This is a genomic window from Ferruginibacter sp., assembly GCF_049840995.1.
GTDB lineage: Bacteria > Bacteroidota > Bacteroidia > Chitinophagales > Chitinophagaceae > Ferruginibacter.
Genome location: NZ_JASGIP010000003.1, coordinates 2,004,955 through 2,028,027 on the forward strand (window position 1 = coordinate 2,004,955; position 23,073 = coordinate 2,028,027).

A 23,073-nucleotide genomic window follows, 5' to 3' on the forward strand; every position below is an offset into this window, starting at 1 on the left:
TTATTTTCTTTCCATGCATAATTCCACCAGCACGCCATTGGTATTTTTGGGATGAAGAAAACAAACCATTTTATTATCGGCGCCTTCCTTTGGTTTTTCGTTCAGCAGTACAAAGCCTTCCTGTTGCAGCCTTTTCATTTCGGCCTCAATATCTTCCACATTAAAAGCAATATGGTGCATGCCTTCGCCCTTTTTTTCTATGAATCTGGCGATCACCCCATCCGGGTCAATGCTTTCCAAAAGCTCAATTTTGGTGTCGCCGGCCCTGAAAAAAGCAGTATTTACCTGTTCGGAAGCCACCAGTTCTGTCTTGTAACACTGACTATTCAGCAGTTTTTCGAACAATGGAATGGAAATTGACAGATCCTTAACAGCAATGCCGATATGTTCTGGTTTAAGCATATTTTACAGTGTTTTAGAGGGCAGGTTTACGAAATACGTAATTTGAAAAGCCCCTTTTAAACGGAATAGCTAAAATAGAACCTTTTGCAGTAAATTTGCTGTATAAATAAGAAATAAGCAACATGTTGAAGTTACCCATCTATTTAGATAATAATGCCACCACGCCCATGGACCCAAGGGTGCTGGAAGCAATGACACCATATTTCCTGGAGCATTTTGGCAATGCTGCCAGCCGTAACCACCCCTTTGGATGGGAAGCGGAAGAGGCCGTTGATTATGCCCGTGAGCAGGTAGCCAAATTAATAGGCGCTGATCCTAAAGAGATCATCTTTACCAGTGGTGCCACAGAAGGTGATAACCTGGCCATAAAGGGGGTGTATGAAATGTATGCCAGCAAGGGCAACCACATCATCACAGCCACCACCGAGCACAAAGCGGTGCTGGATACCTGCAAGCACATTGAAAAATTGGGCGGCGAGGTAACCTACCTGCAGGTGCAGCCAGACGGACTGATCGATCTGAAAGAACTGGAAGCAGCGATAAAACCAACCACCATTTTAATAGCTATTATGTATGCCAATAACGAAATTGGTACCGTAATGCCTATTAAAGAAATCAGCACCATTGCACGTAAACATGGTGTGCTGGTATTTACGGATGGAACACAGGCCGTGGGTAAAATACCCGTGGATGTAAATAAAGATGGTATTGACCTGATGGCTTTCAGCGCACACAAAATGTACGGACCAAAAGGTGTGGGTGCATTATACGTACGCCGTAAAAATCCAAGGGTAAAAGTAACTGCACAGATGGACGGCGGTGGCCACGAAAGAGGCATGAGGAGCGGAACACTGAATGTACCCGGTATTGTGGGCTTTGGTAAAGCATGCGAATTGTGCAGGCTGGATATGGAAGAAGATAACAAACGCATCAGCAAAATGCGTGATCACCTGGAAACAGAATTACTGAAACTGGAAGAAGCTTATGTGAATGGCAGCAGGGAACACCGTTTGCCGCATGTAACCAATATTTCGTTCAAGCACGTAGAAGGTGAGGGCCTGCTGATGGGCTTTAATAAGAATATTGCATTAAGCTCCGGTTCTGCCTGTACTTCAGCTTCGCTGGAACCGAGTTATGTATTGAAAGCATTGGGCCTGGGCGATGACCTGGCACACAGTTCGCTGCGTTTTGGCTTAGGCAGATTTACAACAGAAGAACAGATAGAATATACCATCAAAGCGATCAGTGAAACGGTTTTGAAATTAAGGGAAATGAGCCCGCTTTGGGAAATGTATAAAGAAGGCATTGACCTGAACACCATTGCGTGGGCAGCTCATTAATTTGGTAATTACCTAATTTGAAGATTTGGAAATGGTCTTAAATTAGTAACCGTATTACATCTCCAAATCAATTAATTTACAAATCTTCAAATCAATAATCATGGCATACTCAGAAAAAGTAATAGATCACTACCAGAACCCAAAGAACGTAGGTACACTGGATAAAGCGAGCAAGAATGTGGGTACCGGGCTGGTAGGTGCACCTGAATGTGGCGACGTAATGCGCCTGCAGATACAGGTAGATGATGCAACAGGCATGATCACCGATGCTAAATTCAAAACATTTGGCTGTGGATCGGCTATTGCTTCCTCATCACTGGCAACAGAATGGCTGAAAGGCAAAAGCGTGGACGAAGCTTTAAAGATCGACAATATGGATATCGTGGAAGAACTGAACCTTCCGCCGGTAAAGATCCACTGTTCGGTTTTGGCAGAAGACGCTATTAAAGCCGCCATCAACGATTACCGTGTAAAAAATGGTATGGAAGCTATTAAGTTTGAAGAAAGTGTAGTTCACTAATAAGCCATTAGTGTTTAGCTATTAGCTGTTAGCAAAAATGTGCTGGGGCTAAAAGCTATAAACTAACAGCTAAAAGCTAAGAAAATGGTAGCAACAGATAATTCTATATACATCAGCGATAAGGCAAAAAGCAAAGTCATCAGTTTGATGACGGATGCAGGTATTGCCGCAGACCCCTCTTACTTTTTAAGAGTAGGCGTGGTGGGCGGTGGCTGCAGCGGGCTGAGTTATAAAATGGATTTTGATAACGAGGTAAAACCAATGGACCAGCAGTTTGAAGACAAGGGTATAAAGATAGTGTGCGACCTGAAAAGTTTTTTATACCTGGTGAATACCGAGCTGGAATTCAGCGACGGGTTGAATGGCAAAGGTTTCTTCTTCAACAATCCCAATGCCAGCAGGAGCTGCGGATGCGGCGAAAGTTTTGCTGTATAGTCAAGCTCCAGCTTGACTTCATGATACTAAACCCTCCACATTGTGGAGGGTTTTTTGTAACAAAAATTCTTTTCTTGTAGTCAAGCTGGAGCTTGACTAAACTACCCCTCCATCCTGAGGGTTTTTGCTTTCACAGTGGTATATAGTGTTTACTCTTTCGGCGGTGGTGGTGGCGGCAATTGCCCATACTTATTTTCAAACTGTATAGTCAAGCTCCAGCTTGACTTCATGATACTAAACCCTCCACATCGTGGAGGGTTTTCTTTTGTAACAAAAGTTCTTTTCTTATAGTCAAGCTGGAGCTTGACTAAACTACCCCTCCGTCCGGAGGGTTTTTGCTTTCACAGTGGTATATATATTTATTCTTTCGGTGGTGCAGGCGGCGGTGGAGGAGGTGGTGGTAATTGCCCATACTTACTTTCAAAATAAGCAGGTTTGGCATTCCATACACTCATCCTTATTTTTTGGGTAGTGCCTTTTTTAGTCAATATGATCACCGGCTCGTTCATGATTTGTACGATCTTCATGGCATAGCCTTTATTGCTCATAAATGCCGGCCTGTTTTTTGGCGGTGGCGGTGGAGGAGGTGGTCCGTCCTTTACAATTTTAGGCGGTGTAAACTTAGCACCCTTTGGTGGTGCAGGTGGCGGGGGTGGCGCCGGCAGCTCGTCTTTCACGATCTTGGGTGGTGCAAACTTGGCCGTTTTGGGCGGGGCCGGCGGAGGTGGCGGCGGAACTTTTTGACCGGTTTGTGCCATCCCGTTACTGGCGATCATACCCGCAGCCAGTACAATGATCAGTTTTTTCATAAACAATTTTTTGCTGAGATGCCAACCGGCCGGTATTCCATAAAAAAAAGCCCCCCGGGTTGCGGGGGACTTTTCAGCAGTTGGTTTTGGGTAAACAACCTTGATGAGTTTAAATCTTAAAGCGATTGTTTGCAGGCACTTAAAACTTAAAAAAAACTTAACCCGGCTTTAAAATTTTGGAATTATATAACTGCCAGTTGTTTAAACAGTATTTCCGGGAAATATGACAAAGGCTTTTTAGAAAGTGCTGCTTAAAAAGTTAAAAATTATTTTTAACAAAGCATATTTGTGCTGCCGGCGGGGTTCATGAATTCATATAAAACTTAATATGCAGTATTTTATCACTGTAAATTAACCGGTTAAGTAGTAAATTGCAGCAATTTTAAAATTCATGTGGAGTATCTGTAAAAAAGAATTACAGCAATTTTTTAGCAACCTTACGGGTTATATAGCCATTATTTTGTTTTTGCTGGTCAACGGCCTGTTCTTATTTGTGCTGAACGACAGCAATATTTTTGATTTTGGCTATGCCACCCTCGATAAATTTTTTGAACTGGCTCCCTGGATCCTCCTTTTCCTGGTGCCCGCCATTACCATGCGTACCCTTTCGGAAGAATTCAGGGGCGGCACTTTCGAGATACTGCAAACCAAACCGCTTACCCGCTGGCAAATAGTGCTCGGTAAATATTTTTCTGTACTGCTGGTATTGCTTTTTGTGATCGTTCCCACATTTATATATGTATATACCATCAAAAGCCTGAGCGTATCGGGCGGTATTGACGGCGGTGGTATCACGGGCAGTTATATCGGTTTGTTCATACTGGCCGCAGTATTTGCAGCCATCAGTTTATGCTGCAGTGGTTTTACCGGCAATGCGGTCGTGGCATTTTTAATAAGTGTGTTCTGCTGCCTGGTATTGTATTTTGGTTTCAATGCACTCAGCCGTTTACCTTTTCTTACCAACGGGCCGGATTATTATATCGAAATGCTCGGCATCGATTTTCACTACCGCAGTATCAGCCGCGGCGTTATCGACAGCAGGGATATTGTATATGCCGCCAGTGTAATCTTTCTTTTTTTATTGATCACCGTAAAAAATCTCCATAAAAAATAAATGAGTGCAGCAGGTAAAATATGGAAGAGCAAACTCTGGTTGCCATTGGTGATCGTACTGCTGGTGGCCATCAACTGGCTGGCATCGGTGTACCATACACGAATGGACCTTACCAACGAAAAAAGATTCACCCTTTCCCACGCCACTAAAAAAATATTGAAACAGCTAGACGATGTAGTGCAGGTGGATGTGTTTTTAAAAGGAGAATTTCCCAGCGGGTTTAAAAAACTGGCCAACAGCGCTGAAGAAACACTCAATGAGTTTAAAGAAGTAGCGGGCAAAAAATTCCAGTATAATTTCCTGAGTCCCGACGACCTGATGGAAGGCACCAATGTAAAATGGGGCGACACATTAATGGGCGCCGGTTTTTCACCTATCAATATCAAGGCACAAATAAAATCGGGCGAGCAGCAGCAACTGATTTTTCCCGTGGCACTAGTGCATTATAAAGAAGATATTTTTCCTGTAGTGTTGTTTGAAGCAAAAGGCATCCGGTCTTCCAATGTGGATGGCAGGATATCTTATTCGGAACTGAACAGCGCCGAAGCAATGATGGAATTTAAATTCGCAGACGCTATCAGTAAGCTCACCGAAAAAGAGAAACCGATGGTGGCCTATTCTGCCGGCAATGGCGAAACGGGCAATATGAGAAGCTACGACCTTGCCAATAATGTATTGCTGAAAGATTATAACCTGCGGGTGCTCGACCTGAATGTACACCCGCTCAACCCCGATACATTCAAACTACTGGTGATGGTAAAGCCCACCCAAAAGTTTACAGAAATAGAAAAATTAAAGATCGACCAGTTTGTAATGGGTGGAGGAAAATTATTGCTGTTCATTGATAAACTGGAAGCAGAGCTGGACAGTTTAAAGACCACGAACAACGAAGTAGTGGCTTACGACCGCAACCTTGGTTTAGATGACCTGCTGTTCAAATACGGTGTAAGGATCAACAGCGATCTTGTAATGGACCTGCAATGCGATTACCTGCCCTTTGTAACCAATGGCAGCGGGCAAATGGAATACCTGCACTGGAATTATTTTCCCTTGTTCGAATCGCAATCCAACCACGTGATCAATAAAAATCTTGGATTGGTATCGGGCCAGTTTGTCAATTCTATTGATACGGTGGAAGCAGACGGCATTAAAAAAACGATCCTGTTAGCAACTTCTCCCAATTCAAGAACCATTGCTACACCGGCGCTGATAAGCGGAAAAGAAAATGTAAATGCACCCGAAGGCGATAAATTTAAAAAGTCTGGCATTCCCGTTGCCGTTTTGCTCGAAGGCAAGTTCCAGTCTATGTACAGGAACCGCTTAACGCAGGCGATGAATGATTCGCTGCAACAATACGGCACACTATTCGTGCCGCAAAGTGTTGTTGATAACAAGATCATTGTGGTGGCCGATGGCGATATGGTATTGAATGCGTTGGATAAAGACGGTCCTTTACCGATGGGCATTAACCGCTATACCGCAGGCACACAATACGAGTACCAGTTTGCCAACAAAGAATTTTTGCAGAACTGCCTCGATTACCTGGTGAACCCATCAGGCCTGGCCGAAGCAAAAGCAAAGGACTATACATTGCGTTTGCTGGACAGTAAAAAAGTAACAGCCGAAAAAACCACCTGGCAATTAATTAATATCGCGTTGCCGGTATTATTGGTATTTTTATTTGCCATTATTTACCAATGGCTGCGCAAAAGAAAATACACTAAATAAGTACAATGGACAAAACACAGGTGATATATCTCGTATTCAGTGCAGTGATCATAGTGGCGCTGGTACTGGATCTTGGCCTGCTCAGTAAAAAGAACAAGACCATCAGTTTAAGAACGGCGTTGCTGCAAACCGTTTTCTGGGTATTGCTGTCGCTGGCCTTTTGCGGTTTTATCTGGATAGAAAATGAAGGAGGTAACGGTAAGGCAGACGCGATATCTTATATATCCGCTTATTTACTGGAGTGGTCGCTCTCCATCGATAATATTTTTGTGTTCATCATCATCTTCTCCTTTTTTAAAGTAAAAGAAAATAATTACTCCAGGGTATTGCTGCTGGGTATACTGATGGCCATTGTATTCCGCATCATCTTTATCGCCGTGGGCAGCAAGCTGGTGGCGGAGTTCAACTGGATCATGTATATATTCGGCGTATTCCTGGTGTATACAGGTTTTAAAATGTTTGCCAGCAGCGAAGAAGCAGAGTTTGATCCCGAAACCAACTGGGCATTTAAATTCATGCGTAAATTTTTACGTACAACTGATGAAGAGCCCGAAGGCCGCTTTATCATTAAAAAAGATAACAAGACCTTCTTTACAAAATTATCCATGGTGGTGATCATGCTGGGGCTGATAGATATTGTGTTTGCCGTAGATTCCATACCTGCAGTATTTTCCATTATACCCGACCCAAGCAAAAAACTGTTGATCTATTCCTCCAATATTTTTGCGGTGCTGGGCCTGCGGAGTTTATTCTTTTTGCTGCGGGGCGCTGCCAGCAGGTTCGATTATTTACAACAGGGTATTGCTATTGTATTATTATTCATCGGTGCCAAAATGCTGGTACCGTTGCTGAAATATGTTGGTGTGGATGATAATTACCTGCACATGCCGGTATGGGTATCACTGCTGGTGATAGTGGTATGTATCACAGGGTCGATATTATACTCCATTTATCATAAAAGAAAGGGTTGCCCCGAGGATATGAGCGGGCAATAAGCCGCCGGTAAAAACGTTTTTATTTACTACCCGGTCCGTAACACTAAACTGCAATGTGTCATGTACACGATCAACGAAATAGAGCAAATAATCGCCGGCAGGTTTTTAGTCAATAAAAATCCCGAAGCCGTTATTGAACACTTGCTGATCGACAGCAGGAAAATATTATTCCCCGCTTCTACTTTATTTTTTACCATCGCCGGACCACGCCGGCAGGGCAATGCTTTTGTAAAAGACCTGTACCAGAAAGGCGTACGGAATTTTATTGTAGACAGTTCTTTTGTATTTAAGGCTTCAGATTATCCCGATGCCAATATCATACTTTCTGAAAATGTGCTGGGTGCTTTACAGCAATTAACGGCACAGCATCGTTCCCGTTTTTATATACCGGTAATTGGTATCACCGGCAGTAATGGCAAGACCATTGTAAAAGAATGGCTGTACCAGTTGCTGCAGGCCGATTATAATATTGTACGCAGTCCTAAAAGTTATAACTCACAGATCGGTGTACCGCTCAGTGTTTGGCAGATAGACAGTTCGCACACACTCGGCATTTTTGAAGCCGGTATCTCTATGGTGGGAGAAATGGAGCGGCTGCAGAAAGTGATACAGCCCACCATTGGCATCTTTACCAATATCGGCGAAGCGCACAGCGAAGGATTTGAGAGCATTGCTGCCAAGATCAGTGAGAAGATAAATTTATTTATCGATGCACAATCCATTGTGTATTGTAAAGACGAACAACTGGTAGATGAAGCTATGCTGCAACTGCAGCAAAAAAATAACAGCACTTTATTCAGCTGGGGGCAGCAGGAAGATGCCACGCTCTGCATCAACACCATACAGGTACAGCCATTCAACACCGTCATCAAAGCGGTATTCAACGAAAGAAAGATCAGCATCTCCATACCATTCACCAACGATGCGGCGGTAAAGAACGCCATCACCTGCTGGTGTATATTATTACACCTACGCATACCCGATGAACTGATACAGGAACGTATGCTGCAACTGAAGCCGGTGGAAATGCGGCTGGAATTAAAACAGGGTATCAATAATTGCTCTGTTATCAATGATAGTTACAGCGCCGATATCACATCGCTTTCCATAGCGCTGGATTTTTTACAGCAACAACAGCAGCACCCCAAGCGCACGGTGATATTGAGCGATATATTGCAAAGTGGCAAGAACAATGCGGCGCTTTACGAAGAAGTGGCAGATATACTGCAGCAAAAAAATATCAGCCGGCTGATCGGTATCGGTACAGAAATTTCCAAATACAGCGAAAGCTTTAATGCAATAAAGGAAACCAGTTTCTTCAGTTCCACCAGCGAATTCAAACAACAGTTTGCAGCGCTGCATTTTTATAACGAAACCATCTTACTAAAAGGCGCCCGGATATTTGAATTTGAGCAGATCAGTCATTTGCTGGAGCAGAAGACGCACCAGACCCTGCTGGAAATAAACCTGAGCGCCGTGATACATAACCTGAAGGCCTACCAGCAGTTTTTAAAACCGGGTGTGAAAATGATGGCCATGGTAAAAGCTTTCAGCTATGGCAGCGGAAGTTTTGAGATCGCCAATTTATTGCAATTCCATAAAGTGGATTACCTGGCCGTGGCTTATGCCGATGAAGGAGTGGAGCTGCGCCGCGCCGGTATCAGCCTGCCCATTATGGTAATGAATGCCGAAGAATCCACTTTTGATATGCTGGTGCAGCACAACCTGGAACCGGAGCTGTATTCTTTTGGCATATTGACCGCATTTGAAAATTATTTACTGCAGTCGGGCATCAGCAATTATCCTGTGCATATTAAATTGGATACGGGCATGCACCGCCTCGGTTTTGAACCAAAAGATATTGAAGCGCTCAGCGAAAACCTGCGTACATCATCGCGGTTCAAGATACAATCTGTTTTTTCGCACCTGGCCTCCAGCGATAATGAAGCGCATGATGATTTTACGCATTACCAGGCAGAACAGTTTGCAAAAGGCTGTGCGGTAATTCAGCAAAACATCAACTATCCCTTCATAAAACATATTGCCAATACTTCTGCCATTCACCGCCATAAAGAACTGCAGCTGGATATGGTAAGGCTGGGCATTGGATTGTATGGTGTGGATGGCAATAAAAAAATGCAGCAGCGCCTTAAAAATGTAAGCACCTTAAAGACCACCATCTCGCAGGTAAAAAATGTAAAGGCAGGGGAGAGCGTTGGCTATAGCCGCAAAGGCATTGCAGAAAAAGATTCCGTGATCGCTACAGTAAGGATCGGCTATGCGGACGGCTACCCGAGAAACCTGAGCAATGGCGTAGGTAAAATGTGGGTGGAGGGTAAACTGGCTCCTGTCATTGGTAATGTGTGTATGGATATGACGATGCTGGACATTACCGGTATTGATGCAAAAGAGGGAGATGATGTAATTGTTTTTGGCGAACAACTGGCGGTCGCTCAACTGGCACAATGGTCGGGCACTATCGCTTACGAAATACTCACCGGCATATCGCAAAGGGTGAAGCGGGTGTACTATGAGGAATAAAATACAAGTTGCGGGTTGCGGGTTATTGGATCGTTAGCGAAGGCAAATGGATCAAATAACCTGCATAAATACCAAACATCCCTAACCCGCAACCCGTAACCTGTAACTCATAACCCGTAACCCGTAACTCCCAACTTATAACTCATAACTCATACCTCTTAACTCCCAACGTCTTATCTTTACGCCCTATTATGAAAGCAAAACACGTTGCATTTATTATTGCGCTGGTGGTAATAGCCGACCAGGCCCTTAAACTCTACATCAAAACAAATTACGCTTTAAACGAGTCTCACAATGTGGCGGGCAACTGGTTCCAGCTGTATTTTGTAGAAAACCCCGGCATGGCCTATGGCTGGAAGTTTGGCGGCAACTGGGGCAAGCTGGCGTTAACGGTATTCCGGCTGGTGGCCGTGGTGTTTGGAACCTGGTACCTGGGCAATATCATCAAACAGCGATACCACAAAGGTTTTATCATCTGCGCCGCCCTGATCTATGCCGGTGCGCTGGGCAATTTGATCGATTCCGCATTTTATGGATTAATTTTTGATAAGGGAATGGTGGCAGATCCTGTTACCAGGGATTATGCCGGGTATGCAGGACTGGCTGTATTTTCAAAACATGGTTATGCCTCTTTTTTACACGGCAACGTGGTGGATATGCTGTATTTCCCGGTGATAAGGGGACATTTCCCTTCCTGGGTGCCATTTTGGGGCGGTGATGACTTTGAATTCTTCCGGCCGATCTTCAATTTGGCCGATGCGGCCATTTCTACGGGTGTAATTGCCATTTTAGTTTTCCAAAAACGTTTTTTCAGGCAGCGGAAAAGCCATGAAAATAATCATACAGTAGAAACCAGGGCGTTGGTAAATGACGAGTCGCAGGTGTCGTAAAAGACTTATCTTTATAAAAAAACAAATAATAATAACCGGGTTATGAGAATTTTGAAATCTACTCTCTTCATTTTTGCAGCAATTGCGGTGTTTATATCATGTCAAAAAGAATTAAAATATGACAATGATGGTGTTTCGACCGGCACTTTTAAGAAAGATGCGGCCGGCGATTGCGCACCTGTAACGGTGAACGGCGTTTTTAAAGTGGATTCCACGCTCAACAGTAATTATTATGTGGACGTACAGGTAAATGTTTCTTACCCGGGTACATTCGATATCAGGACAGATACCGTGAATGGTTTCTGGTTCAATAAAGCAGGCAGTGTAGTGCTGGGCACCAATACCATCCGCCTGTATGCCAGCGGTAAACCCGTACTGTCCGGCACTAATACCTTTACAGTAAAATACGGAACAGGAGCAGGTGGCAGCACCTGTACTTTTGATATTACCGTGGTAGGGCCTGCAGCGGGCCCAGCCATCTTTACATTAAGCGGTGCGCCCGGAGGCTGTACGCTTGCCACACCCGGTGGTACGTATACAGTGAACACTCCATTAACGCCTGCCAATACATTAACCGTACAAGTAAATGTTACAGCCTTAGGTACGTATAATATTGTGGCTACCAACAGCACACTCACCGCTGGTTTCTCTTTTTCAGGCACGGGCCTTTTCACCAGCCTTGGTGTACAGAATGTAACCTTAACGGGTACCGGTACACCAACCACTGCAGGTAACATACCATTTTCTGTAACGCCCGACCTGGTTAATTTCTGCAATGTGGATATACCCGTGCAGGCAGCAGGCGGCGGTGCAGCAGTATTTACTTTCCAGGGCAACCCGGGCAACTGTACCACACCTACTATTAACGGAACCTACACCATCGGTACAGCAGTAAGTAGCGCTACCAATACCGTGATTTTAAAAGTAGATGTAACAACTGCGGGTACTTATACCATCAGCACCAACACGCTGGATGGTATTACTTTTTCTGCAACAGGAACGCTTGCGGTAGGTACCGGGCAAACCATAACATTAGCGGCCACCGGTACACCAACGGGCGCAGCAGGTACACGTACCTTTAAACCCAATGTTGCCAACAGTTGCGATTTTGTAGTAACTTATGTGGCAGCGCCACCTGTACCGAATAACGATTATTTCCCTTTGACCAATAACAGCTGGTGGAGTTATTTTGATTCAGAATCATCAGCACCTAGCGATACATTGTATAATGTAATATATGGCACTAAGGCATATAACAGTAACACCTACACGGAGATGCAGGATAATTATGCTAATGTACCCGGCGATACGGCACATTACAGGAAATCGGGTAACGACTACTGGGAATGGATGCCTACTGACTATTATTCATACGGCATATATTTTGAAGCACCCGCAGTTTATACCGACTTTAATTTCTTAAAAGAAAATGCAACAGCGGGTACTACCTGGAGAATGCCTGCAACCGGAAGTTATAGTGGTAATGTCGATGATGGAAGCGGAACATTGTATGCGGCAACAATGTATTATAATCTTAAAATAATTGATCCTAATACGACTCTTACCGTTAACTCAGTTACTTTCAGCAATGTGATCCATATGACAGTAACCCCTATGTTTACTATACCTGGCCTTGGTATTTCTAATCTTGATACAGAGACAGATGATTATTATTATGCAAAAGGTATAGGGCTTATTAAAATTGTTGTCAATTTTAATCCTTTATTCGGAATTACCGGACCAAATTATCCTATCAAAAACTATAAAGTATTTTAAAGATAATTGTAAGAGCAATTGATATGGCTTCATTTTTGTTTTAGAAAAGGAACTATCAAATAAATAATTGAGCATGAAAAAAGGGTTGTTGTATTCCATTATAATTATTGCAGCATTTGCCTCCTGCCAGAAAGAATACAGTACAGAGAACGGTGGCGAAGGCGGTGCAGGTGTTATTATCGGTGCCGATTGCCGCATCAGCAAGATCGCTTATGCAGACAGTGCATCGGGCGTGGGCATCGGTTCTATCAGCGCCACCATTGATGCAACAGATGTGGTAACCGATATCACCAAATTCGACAGCCTTACTTTGACCATCGATTTTAATTCTCAGCCACAGTATTTTAATGATACCGTGTATATCGACCCCGACCAGTATTTTATTATGGAAACAGCCAATAAGCGTATCAAATCGCTGCACGGGCTGGTAGACCCTACTGTTCCCGGCTCTGCTGAATTTGATATTACTTATACTTACGACGCGGCTGGTTTACTGATCAATAAATCGTATGCTAATTCAGCTTTACCAACGGTTCCTTACCAGCTGGTGAATTATACTTATACCGGCAGCAACCTAACGCACATGGAAGTGATCGACGCTTTTACAACCGATAAGATAAAAGACGCGGACCTGACCTATTACAGTAACATCTCACCAAAAAATTACCTGTATCTTTTTCCTGATGAAGATACTTATGCAGAATACAACCAGTTCTTCAATTTTGGCAATAAACCATCCAATGCAGTAAAGAGTTTAAAACTGCGTTACTATGATCCGGGCAACGTGGTTGTGGATTCAGCAGTATCTACCTTTAATTCGTATATTCTTAGCCGTGATAATTATGTTGTTAGTGCGTATATGCTGGGCGATGACCAGTCGAGCATACCGGCGGCAGAAGGGAAACTGACGTTTAGTTATAAGTGTAAATAAGATTAAATAAATATTATTTAAAAGGTTGTCTTTAGAAAGACAACCTTTTTGTTTTATATTAACTATATTTAATATGAAAAATGCTTTTTAACCCTAAAACTAATTTTATGAAATCAATTTTAAGTTTAACCCTATTTTCTTTAGTTTTTTTTAGTTTAAACGCACAAAACGTTTCTTATAATGGTGATGCCATTCCTGTAAATGGAATTGACAATACAGCTTTAGGAGTAAATGTATTGGCTAATGTCCCATTTTCGCCTCCTCCTGTATCTTCCTATAATGTTGGAATTGGGAAAAATATACTTACAAGTAGCAATCTTATTTATTACAATACTGCAATAGGCCATTCAGCACTTCAAAATAATGGTATTTATTGTACTGCCACAGGATATGGAGCTTTGAATAGCAATGATTATTTAGTTTTTACTGGTGGAGGAGGCTACAATACTGGTACGGGTGCAAAATCTCTTTACAATAATGTTTTTGGTACAAACAATTCAGCATTTGGTTATAATAGTCTTTATAATCTTACAAATGGAAGTTATAATACGGCTCTAGGCAGTGGAGCCGATGTTGCCAGCGGAACTTTGACAAATTCAACAGCCATTGGATATGGTGCAATAGTGAATGCCAGCAACACAATGCAATTAGGCAATAGTTTTGTAACACAAGTTTATGCCGGAACTGGAACAAACGCAACGTTAGTAGCAGGCGGTTTACAAATTACCGGCGGTTCTTTAGCAGCCGGTAAAGTACTTACATCAGATGCATTCGGTGTAGCCACCTGGCAAACACCTTCCGGTGGAGGTGGGGGCTGGAGTTTATTAGGCAATGGAGGTACAGTTGACGGCACCAATTTTATAGGTACAACAGATAAGCAGCCATTTAATATCAGGGTAAATAACCGGCCTTCGGGAAGGATAGATGCAGCTTTATACAATACATTTTTTGGGGCTTTGTCTGGTAGTACTATCACATCAGGATTGGGTAATACAGGTGTTGGTGCCAATAGCCTTGGAAATATTACAACCGGGGTTTATAATACTTCACTTGGGTATTACAGTCTTGCAAATAATGCAAGCGGAAGTCAAAATATAGCAATAGGTCCAGCATCGCTGTTTAGTAATACTTCAGGAGGCTTTAATACTTCTGTAGGAATTAATTCACTGTATTATAATACTTCAGGAGGTTTTAATACTGCATCTGGTGTCGAATCCCTGCGGGATAATACTTCCGGGGATAAGAATACTGCAATGGGTGGTGGCGCACTTGCATTTAACACCACAGGTTTTGAAAATACTGCAGTTGGATATCAGTCTCTGCAGTCAAATACTACGGGAGATAATGTTACAGGGTTAGGAAATTTAGCAGATGTTGCAGCAGCAAACCTAAAAAATGCGACAGTAATCGGGGCAAAAGCAATAGTAAATGCAAGTGATGAAGTTAGAGTTGGAAACGCGTCAGTTCTTAGAATAGAAGGCGCTGTCGTTTTTTCAACTTCGGATTTAAGATTTAAAAAGAATATCACGGATAATGAAGTTAAAGGGTTGGAATTCATAAATCGCTTGCATCCGGTTGTTTATAATTTTGATACAAGAAAATTTCAAGAATTTTTAACTCATAATATGCCTGATAGTATTAAACATCAGTATTTTGATAATGTAGATTTTACGAGGTCAACATCTATCAGGCAGAGCGGATTTATTGCCCAGGAAGTAGAAAAAGTAGCGCAGGAAACAGGTTATAATTTTAGTGGACTTCATACCCCCGATAATGAAAATGATAATTATAGTCTTGCATATGGCCAATTTGTAGTACCACTTGTAAAAGCTGTACAGGAATTAAGTGATCAAAACGAATTACTTAGAAAAGAAATGGATGAATTAAAACAACTGATTAAAACTAATGCAGGTGGAAATATTGAAGGTTCTATAAAAATCAATGAGTCTAATGACGCAGCAAAGTTATTTCAAAATGTACCCAACCCTTTTAATCAATCAACGATAATCAGGTATTCTATTCCTTCCACTTCCCAAAAAGCTTTCATCACTATTACTTCAATAAGCGGCACTAAGATCAGGGAGTTTAATTTAAAAAATAACGAGAATCAAAATATCGAAATTAAAGGTGGCCAACTATCTGCCGGTTCTTACATTTATACATTAATAGTGGATGGTAAATTAATTGATTCAAAACAAATGATACTGACACCTTAATAAAAAAGATAAAATAGCGAAGCCCCCTGTGGAAACAGGGGGCTTTCTTTTGTAAATCAAACTTCACGGCTGAAGTATCTTTATTTTATTTTAATGATCCGTTTATTCACGGACTGGTTATCGATCGTCATAGTAAGGATATACATGCCCTGTTGCAGGTTGCCCAGGTTCAGTTGTTGCCTGTTGGGGCCTTTTTTGGCATCTGCATATTGCTGCAGCGCCGGGTGGCCAAAAACATCCAGCAGGGTGATGGTGACCTTTCCCTGCTTGGGTGCGATATAATCCACCATGGTATGATCACTTACCGGGTTGGTAACAGATCTTATCACCAACTCCATTTCTTTATTGCTCAATGCCACAATATTGCTGTAAGCATACAGGCCATTCTGTTCTACCAGTTTTAACCGGTAATAAGTAATACCCGCCAACGGTTCCGGGTCATCAAACTGGTAATTGGCATTACCCCCCGGTGCATTGGCTTTTATGCTGCCTACTTTATTAAAACTGCTGCCATCGGCGCTTTTTTCTATTTCAAAACCGGTGATATTATCCGATGGAGTGATATCCCAGTTTAATGATGCAGTAGATTGTTGTGCATCCCCGCCAAAAGTTTTTAAGCTTACGTTCAGTATCGGCCCGCATTTGATCACGTTTAAAAAAGTGCTGGCATTATTACTGTAAGAACAATTGGTGTTCAGCAGGTTGTTGGATGTGGTGGCCACCACGATACGGTAACGGTGACCACTATCCGCAGCAGTGGCAATAAATAAAGGGTAGGTGGCGGAATATTCCCACTGGCCGCTTACCATGGCAGGTGCGCCTGTACCACTGATACCGGTATCGAACCAGCTGGCGCCGCCATTGGTGCTCTTCTGCCATTTATAAAAAGTATAGTTGGGGAAATAGCACCTTACTTTGGCAGAAAGATCGATCAGGCCACCTACACAAACTTTAATTTCAGGATTGTATTTTAAAAACAGGTCGGGCACACAGGTGGAAAGGTTCACATCATCTATCGCCCAGTCGTTACCGCCGCCGCCCGGTGAATTATTCCTGATGGATAGTGTAAACGAAGTTTGATTGGTATCCGTTAAATAAGTAAAGCCTTTTTTTACCCAGTTGCCATCATACGGAATATCGCCGGTGGTATAATAATCGATACCATTCAGCTGGAAAGTAAGATTGGGTTTTACGCCCGGCGGGTACGGCCCGTTGAACAGTGCATCCAGCGCACCATGCCCGTTACTGTCGCAGGAGCATTTAGGACAGATATTCCTGAACCAGGCGCTGAAATCGTAATAGGTGGAACGGCAGAGGTTGGTGATATCCTGCTGTATGGCCCTGCTGGTGGCATAGCTGGCATTGATCACGGCCATGTAACCGCCATTGGTACCTACCGCTGTTGCGGGGTTACCCGCAGTGGGGCTTACGGCACCGGTATGATCGCCGATGATATCCCATACTGTAAACACTCTTGTACTGTTAGGGTATGCCACACCGTTATTAGTGGCCCCGGTGGCGCTGCTGTTGTTGCTGATGCCATAACTACCATCGTTGGGCTGGTTGGAGGCAAAAGTTACAAAAGAGTAACCCGGCACAATAGCGGAAGCGCTCCGGTTCTGCGTGGTGCCACTGCCGAAAGTACCGTTGTTCTCGATCACCGCATTACCACCTACATAGTTGGGACAAACACCCAGGTTCTGGAATAACTTTATATTATTACCTGCAAAACCGGCCACTATATTGGATGCCCCCTGTGTATAACGGAAAGCACCACCCGGCAAACTCACCAGTGTATTATATGGCAGGCTGTTGATCCTTACACGGAAGGCAGCCACCATAATGCAAACGCCGCCGTAAAACGAAGGCTTATCATTATAAGCAATGGTGCCACCGCCGGTTGCCAGGTTGCCTGTGTTGGCAGCTTTACCAGCGGTTTTGCCCAGGTTAAAACGCAGCGTATTGTTCGTTGTGTTGAACATGGCCGGATCATCGTTGGTGGAATCGGTATAGGAACGGAATACCAATCCTTCATTCGTAATGATCTTGAGCGTTTTTGGAATGTAGGTAAAATTGGAATTGATGGTGTCGTTATACCTTACCTGTGTAATGGAAAAAGAAGAGAAGCTGCCCACGGCAATGGCTGCCCTTATTTCAAGTGTATCGCCGGGTTCAAAAGTACCACCGGTGGTATTTTTAGAAACGTTGATATAACTTTTTCCTGTTTGAACCTGTGCAAATAATTGCGGATCATAGAGCAGGTTGTGTATCGAAAAAAAACAGGTAAGAAAAATGCATAGTAGATTTTTTTTCATGGGATCTCAGTTTTGGTTCTGAAATGATCATTGGATTAATAGTTAGTTTCATCAAATAGCAGTGGCCTTACCACTGTTTGCTATGCATAAGGGAAAATACGAGGGCGGATCTTTCCTTAGTTTTTTTTATATAAAAATTAATTACACTAAGGCATATTCAGGTGTACACATCTATTTTGACAACGGCAGTACAGTGTATTTATTTTGCAAAAAAAGGAATTAATACAAAATTGTTTATAAATAGCTATTATTCAGGTATTTTACCTTAAAAATAAACGATTACTACTCTCTTTTTTACAACACTTGATAGTAAAATGTGAAGCCCGTTATAGTGTTTTTACAGGTAGAAGATGCAGGGTTATTTCATGCAAAAATATTTTTTTACGGCCAGTAGGTTCATTTAATATTTTTCTTAAAAATGGGTTCGGTTTTTGCACCTGTAGCGTGTATCCGTATCACTAAACCGTATCCAACTATGAAAACAACGCTTACCCGTGTACGAAAAATAAACTGCACGTTTTTCCTTATTTTAATGATACAGCAATTACAGGCGCAAACCAATTTTACCAAACGTGTAGTGGCTTCCGGTTTTAATTCTGCCTGGGAAGTGGTATGCGGTCCCAATGATTCATTATGGGTTACTGAAAACAAGAGCTATACCATCAGCAGGGTGAATATTGCTAACGGAAATAAAACGGTATTGGTAGACCTGAGAGCTACCGACCCATCCATCAATTTTACTTCCGGTAGTGGCACACAGCCGCAGGGTGGTTTAATGGGCCTCGCCCTGCATCCCAATCTCTATTCATCCGATCCCGAAGTAAGAGCTGCGAAACCCTGGGTTTACGCTGCGTATGTGTACAACAGGGGCAGCTGCCCGGGCACCAATACCAGTTGCGTTTTCACCACCAAGATCGTGCGTTTTGAATATGATGGCAATGCGCTGGTGAATCCTGTTACCATCATCAGCAGCATACCCGGCAGCAGCGATCATAATTCCGGCAGGCTCGTGATCGGTCCAACCATTGAGCCGGGGGCAGACAGTGCCCACACACAATATCGTCTATACTATACCGTGGGTGACATGGGTGCCGGCCAGTTCTTAAATACCACCCGTACCGAAAATGCACAGAATGTAAATGTGATGGAAGGTAAAGTGCTGCGCATGAATACGGAGCAGGACGGTGATGGGGGAGCTGATGACTGGGTACCGGATGATAATCCTTTTTTTACCACGGGATCGATTACGCCCAGGGATTATGTATATACACTGGGCCACCGCAATGCACAGGGGCTGGCCTGGGGTAATGTGAATGGCAATTATTATTTATACAGTACCGAGCAAATGGACCGGACTGATGATGAGATCAACATCATTGAAGCGGGAAAGAATTATGGTTGGGATAAAGTATCCGGCTATTGCGATGGTAATGTGGATGGCTATAAGATAGGACAGAACACGAGTGCGGATGAAACAACTTTCTGCAATGCAACGGCTACGCATAAGGAGCCGATCTTTACTTTATTTACCGCCAGTGCTGCCGATATGCCCGCACTGATGGCGGAGACCAATAACAGCCTTTGGCCAACGGTGGCCTGCTCCAGTCTTGATTTTTACGGACAGAATGTGATACCCGGCTGGCCGGCATCCTTACTGGTGACCCCTTTAAAACGCAATATGATATTAAGGGTAAAACTGAATGCGAATGGCGATGCTGTTACCGGTGATACCACTACATACTTCAAAGGTGACGGAGACAGGATAAGAAGGATACGGGTAAGTGAGAACGGCCTTAAATTTTATGTGGCCCGTGATGTGGGCGCTACTTCCAATGGCGGTACTATTATGGAATATACGTATACCGGCCCGCTGCTGGCTTTGCCGGAAGAGCATAATGATAATCCTGCGGTAGTGAATGACCTGGTGAAGATCTATCCCAATCCTGTATACAACATCCTGAATGTACAAGGTAAAAAAGACATGCACAAACCATTGCTGGCCCAATTGTACGATATCAACGGCAGGCTGATGCTATCGCAGAATTCTTACAAGAACAATTTTACAGTTGATATGAGTACGCTGCCTGCAGGGATGTATATTTTTAAACTGTACAATGCCTACGATGTGGAAATGCAGGTAGAAAAGATCATAAAATATTAAGCGTATAGCGCTGTTTAAAGGATAGTATTGTAACATATAAAGGCGTGCAATAAAAACAGTATCTTTAGTAAGGGAATTACAAAAGATATGAAGGTCTTTATAACTATCCTGACGATCGCTTTTTTCTTTTCATCCTGCCAGAGAGAATTGTTCTTTGACGGGAGCTCCGAAGGTGTATTCCGGAAAGACCTGTCCGGCAACTGCCTACCTTTTAAAGTAAATGGCAATTTTGAAACGGACTCCACTTTAAACAACCAGGATTTTATTGAAGTGCCCCTGCATATCACTTCAGCAGGCAATTATACCATCAGTTCTGATACAGTGAACGGTTATTATTTTCACCAGTCCGGGAATATTGATGCCGGCGATCATGTATTGCGTGTATACGCTACCGGTATGCCTAAAAAAGAAGGCAGCAATTGCTTTACCCTTACTTATGGCGCCAATGTTTGCACCGCCTGTATAAAAGTTCACGGGCCGCGGCCTGCGGTGTTTACGCTGGCAGGTGCTCCCAACCTGTGTACCGGTATCTATGCTGATGGATCTTATATCACCAATAAAGCACTAACGGCTTCTAATATTTTAACGGTGCAGGCCATTGTGGATACGCCGGGCACTTATACAATCAAAGCATCCACCACCAATGGTTTTTCATTTGCTGATACCGGTGTATTTACCAACCGGGGTTTGCAGACGGTGGTCTTAAAAGGGAAGGGTACACCTGTTAAAGCAGAAGTATCCGAAGTAACCGTGAGCAATGTGGTAAGTAATTGTAAGCTGGGCATCACGGTGCTTTCTGATACAGCAGGTAAAGCGATGTTCACTTTTAGTGGTTCGCCTACGGAATGCATCAATTTTAAAGTGAATGGAACGTATTATGCAGGTATTGCAACGGATATCAGCAATACGATCACAATGGATGTGAACGTGATCAAGATCGGCACTTATGATATCATCACCAATACAGAAAATGGTTTGACCTTCAGCTGTTCCGGTTCCTTTACCAGTACTGGACCGCAAACCGTTATACTGGCAGCAAAGGGTACACCTGCCCGTGTGGAATTAACAGCATTTATTCCTAACACCGGTACTGTGAGTTGCTATTTTCATGTGAATGTAAAACAGGTACCACCACCGGCAGTATTTACTTTAAGCGGCGCACCGGGCGCCTGCACACCTGCAACGGTAAATGGTTTTTATATTGTATCAAAGCCGCTGGATGCGGCCAATACAGTAATGATACAGGTAGATGTTGCCACGCCTGGCTCTTATGCTATTTCAAGCAATACAATAGATGGTATCACATTCAATGCAAGTGGTGTATTTTCATCAACAGGTTTGCAGCAGGTATTGCTGAGGGGGAGTGGTGTACCATTGGCAACGGGTATGTATAGTTTAACGCCAAGGTATATCAGCTCTGCCTGCAGCTTTACCATAATGGTGCAGTAGGCAGAGCTGAATAAGGATTATATTTTTCCTACCATGTTTTCCGGTATCACCCATTCATCAAATTCTTTGGGTGTTACATAACCTAACTTAACAGCCATATCTTTTAAAGTGGTGCCTTCCTTGTGCGCTTTCTGTGCTATTTCTGCGGCTTTGTAATAACCAATTTTTGTATTGAGTGCAGTTACCAGCATCAAACTGTTGTCCACATGTTTTTTGATATTGGCTTTAAGTGGTTCAATACCCACCGCACATTTATCATTAAAGCTTACACAACCATCACCGATGAGGCGTGCGCTGTGTAAAAAGTTATAGATCATTACAGGTTTGAACACATTCAATTCAAAATGCCCCATGCTGCCACCCACGCTGATGGCCACATCGTTGCCCATTACCTGTGCAGCGATCATGGTCAATGCCTCACACTGTGTAGGATTTACTTTACCGGGCATGATAGAAGAACCCGGCTCATTATCAGGGATGAATATTTCGCCGATGCCGCTTCTTGGTCCGCTGGATAACATACGGATATCATTGGCGATCTTCATTAAACTTACGGCTACTGTTTTTAAGGCGCCATGCGCTTCCACGATGGCGTCGTGTGCAGCCAGCGCTTCAAATTTATTATCAGCCGTTTTAAAAGGCAGTTTGGTCAATTTGGCAATATGCTTTGCTACATTTTCCGAATAACCTGCAGGGGTGTTGATACCGGTACCCACCGCAGTGCCACCCAACGCCAGTTCGCTTAAATGCGCCAGCGTGTTCTTAATGGCTTTCAGACCGTGATCTAACTGTGACACGTACCCGCTGAATTCCTGGCCCAGTGTTAAAGGTGTTGCATCCATAAAATGCGTACGGCCGATCTTTACTACCTTTTTAAAAGCCTTAGCTTTTTTATCGAGTGTGTTGCGTAACAAAGTGATACCTGGTATCGTGGTTTCGATCAAAATTTTATACGCTGCAATATGCATTGCTGTTGGAAAAGTATCGTTACTGCTCTGGCTTTTGTTTACATCATCGTTAGGGTGCAGGTATTTTTCTTTGTCGGCTAATTTACCACCATTGATCACATGACCACGGTATGCCACCACTTCATTCACATTCATATTGCTTTGTGTGCCGCTGCCCGTTTGCCAAACCACCAGGGGAAAATAAGCATCCAGTTTTCCGTCCAGTATTTCCTTACAAACCTTACCGATCAGGTCGGCTTTCTTTTTGGGTAACACTTTAGCATCGTAGTTGGTCAATGCGGCGGCGTGCTTTAAGTAAGCAAAGGCGCGGATGATCTCGCGGGGCATTTTATTGATGTCCTGCGCAATTTTAAAATTGTCGATACTGCGTTGCGTTTGTGCGCCGTAATAGGCATCCACAGGCACTTTTACTTCGCCCATGGTGTCCTTTTCTATCCGGTATTCCATATATAAATTGATTAGGTAAAAAATGTGCCGCAAAGA

General features: G+C 43.3%; 17 protein-coding genes. 13 read left to right on the forward strand and 4 right to left on the reverse strand.

Annotation, left to right across the window (positions count from 1 at the left end):
• A complete protein-coding gene (gene mce / locus QM738_RS10345; protein ID WP_462276618.1) occupies nucleotides 1-402 on the reverse strand; it encodes a methylmalonyl-CoA epimerase in 402 nt (133 codons plus the stop codon).
• Nucleotides 403-524: 122 nt separating this feature from the next.
• On the opposite strand from mce, the gene QM738_RS10350 reads away from it, so the two are divergent.
• From QM738_RS10350 to QM738_RS10360, 3 genes are all read left to right on the forward strand, one after another.
• Entirely contained in the window at nucleotides 525-1,742 is a 1,218-nt protein-coding gene (locus QM738_RS10350) for an IscS subfamily cysteine desulfurase (RefSeq protein WP_462276619.1), read from the forward strand.
• A 100-nt stretch (nucleotides 1,743-1,842) separates the two neighbouring features.
• Entirely contained in the window at nucleotides 1,843-2,262 is a 420-nt protein-coding gene (iscU, locus tag QM738_RS10355; RefSeq protein ID WP_462276620.1) for a Fe-S cluster assembly scaffold IscU, read from the forward strand.
• Between the two features lie 84 nt (nucleotides 2,263-2,346).
• The gene (locus tag QM738_RS10360) at nucleotides 2,347-2,697 is read left to right on the forward strand and encodes a HesB/IscA family protein (protein WP_462276621.1); all 351 of its coding nucleotides are present in this window, start codon (nucleotides 2,347-2,349) and stop codon (nucleotides 2,695-2,697) included.
• A gap of 359 nt (nucleotides 2,698-3,056) precedes the next feature.
• Here the strand turns inward: QM738_RS10360 and QM738_RS10365 are convergent, their stop codons facing one another.
• Nucleotides 3,057-3,506, reverse strand: a complete 450-nt coding sequence (locus QM738_RS10365; RefSeq protein WP_462276622.1) for a hypothetical protein — start codon at nucleotides 3,504-3,506, stop codon at nucleotides 3,057-3,059.
• 391 nt (nucleotides 3,507-3,897) lie between these two features.
• On the opposite strand from QM738_RS10365, the gene QM738_RS10370 reads away from it, so the two are divergent.
• From QM738_RS10370 to QM738_RS10405, 8 genes are all read left to right on the forward strand, one after another.
• A complete protein-coding gene (locus QM738_RS10370; RefSeq protein WP_462276623.1) occupies nucleotides 3,898-4,620 on the forward strand; it encodes an ABC transporter permease subunit in 723 nt (240 codons plus the stop codon).
• Nucleotides 4,621-6,348, forward strand: coding sequence for a gliding motility-associated ABC transporter substrate-binding protein GldG (gene gldG, locus QM738_RS10375; protein WP_462276624.1), 1,728 nt, complete (start codon nucleotides 4,621-4,623; stop codon nucleotides 6,346-6,348).
• A gap of 5 nt (nucleotides 6,349-6,353) precedes the next feature.
• On the forward strand, nucleotides 6,354-7,343 hold the full coding sequence (locus tag QM738_RS10380) for a TerC/Alx family metal homeostasis membrane protein (protein ID WP_462276625.1): 990 nt from the start codon (nucleotides 6,354-6,356) through the stop codon (nucleotides 7,341-7,343).
• A 60-nt stretch (nucleotides 7,344-7,403) separates the two neighbouring features.
• Complete coding sequence (locus QM738_RS10385; protein ID WP_462276626.1) at nucleotides 7,404-9,884, forward strand: bifunctional UDP-N-acetylmuramoyl-tripeptide:D-alanyl-D-alanine ligase/alanine racemase; 2,481 nt, start codon at nucleotides 7,404-7,406, stop codon at nucleotides 9,882-9,884.
• Between the two features lie 191 nt (nucleotides 9,885-10,075).
• Complete coding sequence (locus QM738_RS10390; RefSeq protein ID WP_462276627.1) at nucleotides 10,076-10,774, forward strand: lipoprotein signal peptidase; 699 nt, start codon at nucleotides 10,076-10,078, stop codon at nucleotides 10,772-10,774.
• A gap of 42 nt (nucleotides 10,775-10,816) precedes the next feature.
• Nucleotides 10,817-12,550 (forward strand): hypothetical protein, encoded by a 1,734-nt coding sequence (locus QM738_RS10395; protein WP_462276628.1) that lies wholly within the window; start codon nucleotides 10,817-10,819, stop codon nucleotides 12,548-12,550.
• A 73-nt stretch (nucleotides 12,551-12,623) separates the two neighbouring features.
• The gene (locus QM738_RS10400; protein WP_462276629.1) at nucleotides 12,624-13,481 is read left to right on the forward strand and encodes a hypothetical protein; all 858 of its coding nucleotides are present in this window, start codon (nucleotides 12,624-12,626) and stop codon (nucleotides 13,479-13,481) included.
• A gap of 107 nt (nucleotides 13,482-13,588) precedes the next feature.
• Nucleotides 13,589-15,697: a tail fiber domain-containing protein gene (locus tag QM738_RS10405; RefSeq protein ID WP_462276630.1), complete on the forward strand. Its 2,109-nt coding sequence runs from the start codon at nucleotides 13,589-13,591 to the stop codon at nucleotides 15,695-15,697.
• Nucleotides 15,698-15,777: 80 nt separating this feature from the next.
• Here the strand turns inward: QM738_RS10405 and QM738_RS10410 are convergent, their stop codons facing one another.
• Nucleotides 15,778-18,012: a T9SS type A sorting domain-containing protein gene (locus tag QM738_RS10410; protein WP_462276631.1), complete on the reverse strand. Its 2,235-nt coding sequence runs from the start codon at nucleotides 18,010-18,012 to the stop codon at nucleotides 15,778-15,780.
• A gap of 475 nt (nucleotides 18,013-18,487) precedes the next feature.
• Here QM738_RS10410 and QM738_RS10415 point away from each other — a divergent pair, with 475 nt between their 5' ends.
• Nucleotides 18,488-20,173 (forward strand): PQQ-dependent sugar dehydrogenase, encoded by a 1,686-nt coding sequence (locus tag QM738_RS10415; RefSeq protein ID WP_462276632.1) that lies wholly within the window; start codon nucleotides 18,488-18,490, stop codon nucleotides 20,171-20,173.
• A gap of 87 nt (nucleotides 20,174-20,260) precedes the next feature.
• Entirely contained in the window at nucleotides 20,261-21,622 is a 1,362-nt protein-coding gene (locus QM738_RS10420) for a hypothetical protein (RefSeq protein ID WP_462276633.1), read from the forward strand.
• A 17-nt stretch (nucleotides 21,623-21,639) separates the two neighbouring features.
• Here QM738_RS10420 and fumC read toward each other — a convergent pair whose 3' ends face one another.
• Nucleotides 21,640-23,037: a class II fumarate hydratase gene (fumC, locus tag QM738_RS10425; RefSeq protein ID WP_462276634.1), complete on the reverse strand. Its 1,398-nt coding sequence runs from the start codon at nucleotides 23,035-23,037 to the stop codon at nucleotides 21,640-21,642.
• Nucleotides 23,038-23,073: the final 36 nt, after the last annotated feature.

What these genes read in the sequence shown, in the direction of transcription:
- mce (WP_462276618.1), bottom strand. Translation starts at nt 402, where the DNA reads ATGCTTAAACCAGAACATATCGGCATTGCTGTTAAGGATCTGTCAATT.
- QM738_RS10350 (WP_462276619.1), top strand. Translation starts at nt 525, where the DNA reads ATGTTGAAGTTACCCATCTATTTAGATAATAATGCCACCACGCCCATG.
- iscU (WP_462276620.1), top strand. Translation starts at nt 1,843, where the DNA reads ATGGCATACTCAGAAAAAGTAATAGATCACTACCAGAACCCAAAGAAC.
- QM738_RS10360 (WP_462276621.1), top strand. Translation starts at nt 2,347, where the DNA reads ATGGTAGCAACAGATAATTCTATATACATCAGCGATAAGGCAAAAAGC.
- QM738_RS10365 (WP_462276622.1), bottom strand. Translation starts at nt 3,506, where the DNA reads ATGAAAAAACTGATCATTGTACTGGCTGCGGGTATGATCGCCAGTAAC.
- QM738_RS10370 (WP_462276623.1), top strand. Translation starts at nt 3,898, where the DNA reads ATGTGGAGTATCTGTAAAAAAGAATTACAGCAATTTTTTAGCAACCTT.
- gldG (WP_462276624.1), top strand. Translation starts at nt 4,621, where the DNA reads ATGAGTGCAGCAGGTAAAATATGGAAGAGCAAACTCTGGTTGCCATTG.
- QM738_RS10380 (WP_462276625.1), top strand. Translation starts at nt 6,354, where the DNA reads ATGGACAAAACACAGGTGATATATCTCGTATTCAGTGCAGTGATCATA.
- QM738_RS10385 (WP_462276626.1), top strand. Translation starts at nt 7,404, where the DNA reads ATGTACACGATCAACGAAATAGAGCAAATAATCGCCGGCAGGTTTTTA.
- QM738_RS10390 (WP_462276627.1), top strand. Translation starts at nt 10,076, where the DNA reads ATGAAAGCAAAACACGTTGCATTTATTATTGCGCTGGTGGTAATAGCC.
- QM738_RS10395 (WP_462276628.1), top strand. Translation starts at nt 10,817, where the DNA reads ATGAGAATTTTGAAATCTACTCTCTTCATTTTTGCAGCAATTGCGGTG.
- QM738_RS10400 (WP_462276629.1), top strand. Translation starts at nt 12,624, where the DNA reads ATGAAAAAAGGGTTGTTGTATTCCATTATAATTATTGCAGCATTTGCC.
- QM738_RS10405 (WP_462276630.1), top strand. Translation starts at nt 13,589, where the DNA reads ATGAAATCAATTTTAAGTTTAACCCTATTTTCTTTAGTTTTTTTTAGT.
- QM738_RS10410 (WP_462276631.1), bottom strand. Translation starts at nt 18,012, where the DNA reads ATGAAAAAAAATCTACTATGCATTTTTCTTACCTGTTTTTTTTCGATA.
- QM738_RS10415 (WP_462276632.1), top strand. Translation starts at nt 18,488, where the DNA reads ATGAAAACAACGCTTACCCGTGTACGAAAAATAAACTGCACGTTTTTC.
- QM738_RS10420 (WP_462276633.1), top strand. Translation starts at nt 20,261, where the DNA reads ATGAAGGTCTTTATAACTATCCTGACGATCGCTTTTTTCTTTTCATCC.
- fumC (WP_462276634.1), bottom strand. Translation starts at nt 23,037, where the DNA reads ATGGAATACCGGATAGAAAAGGACACCATGGGCGAAGTAAAAGTGCCT.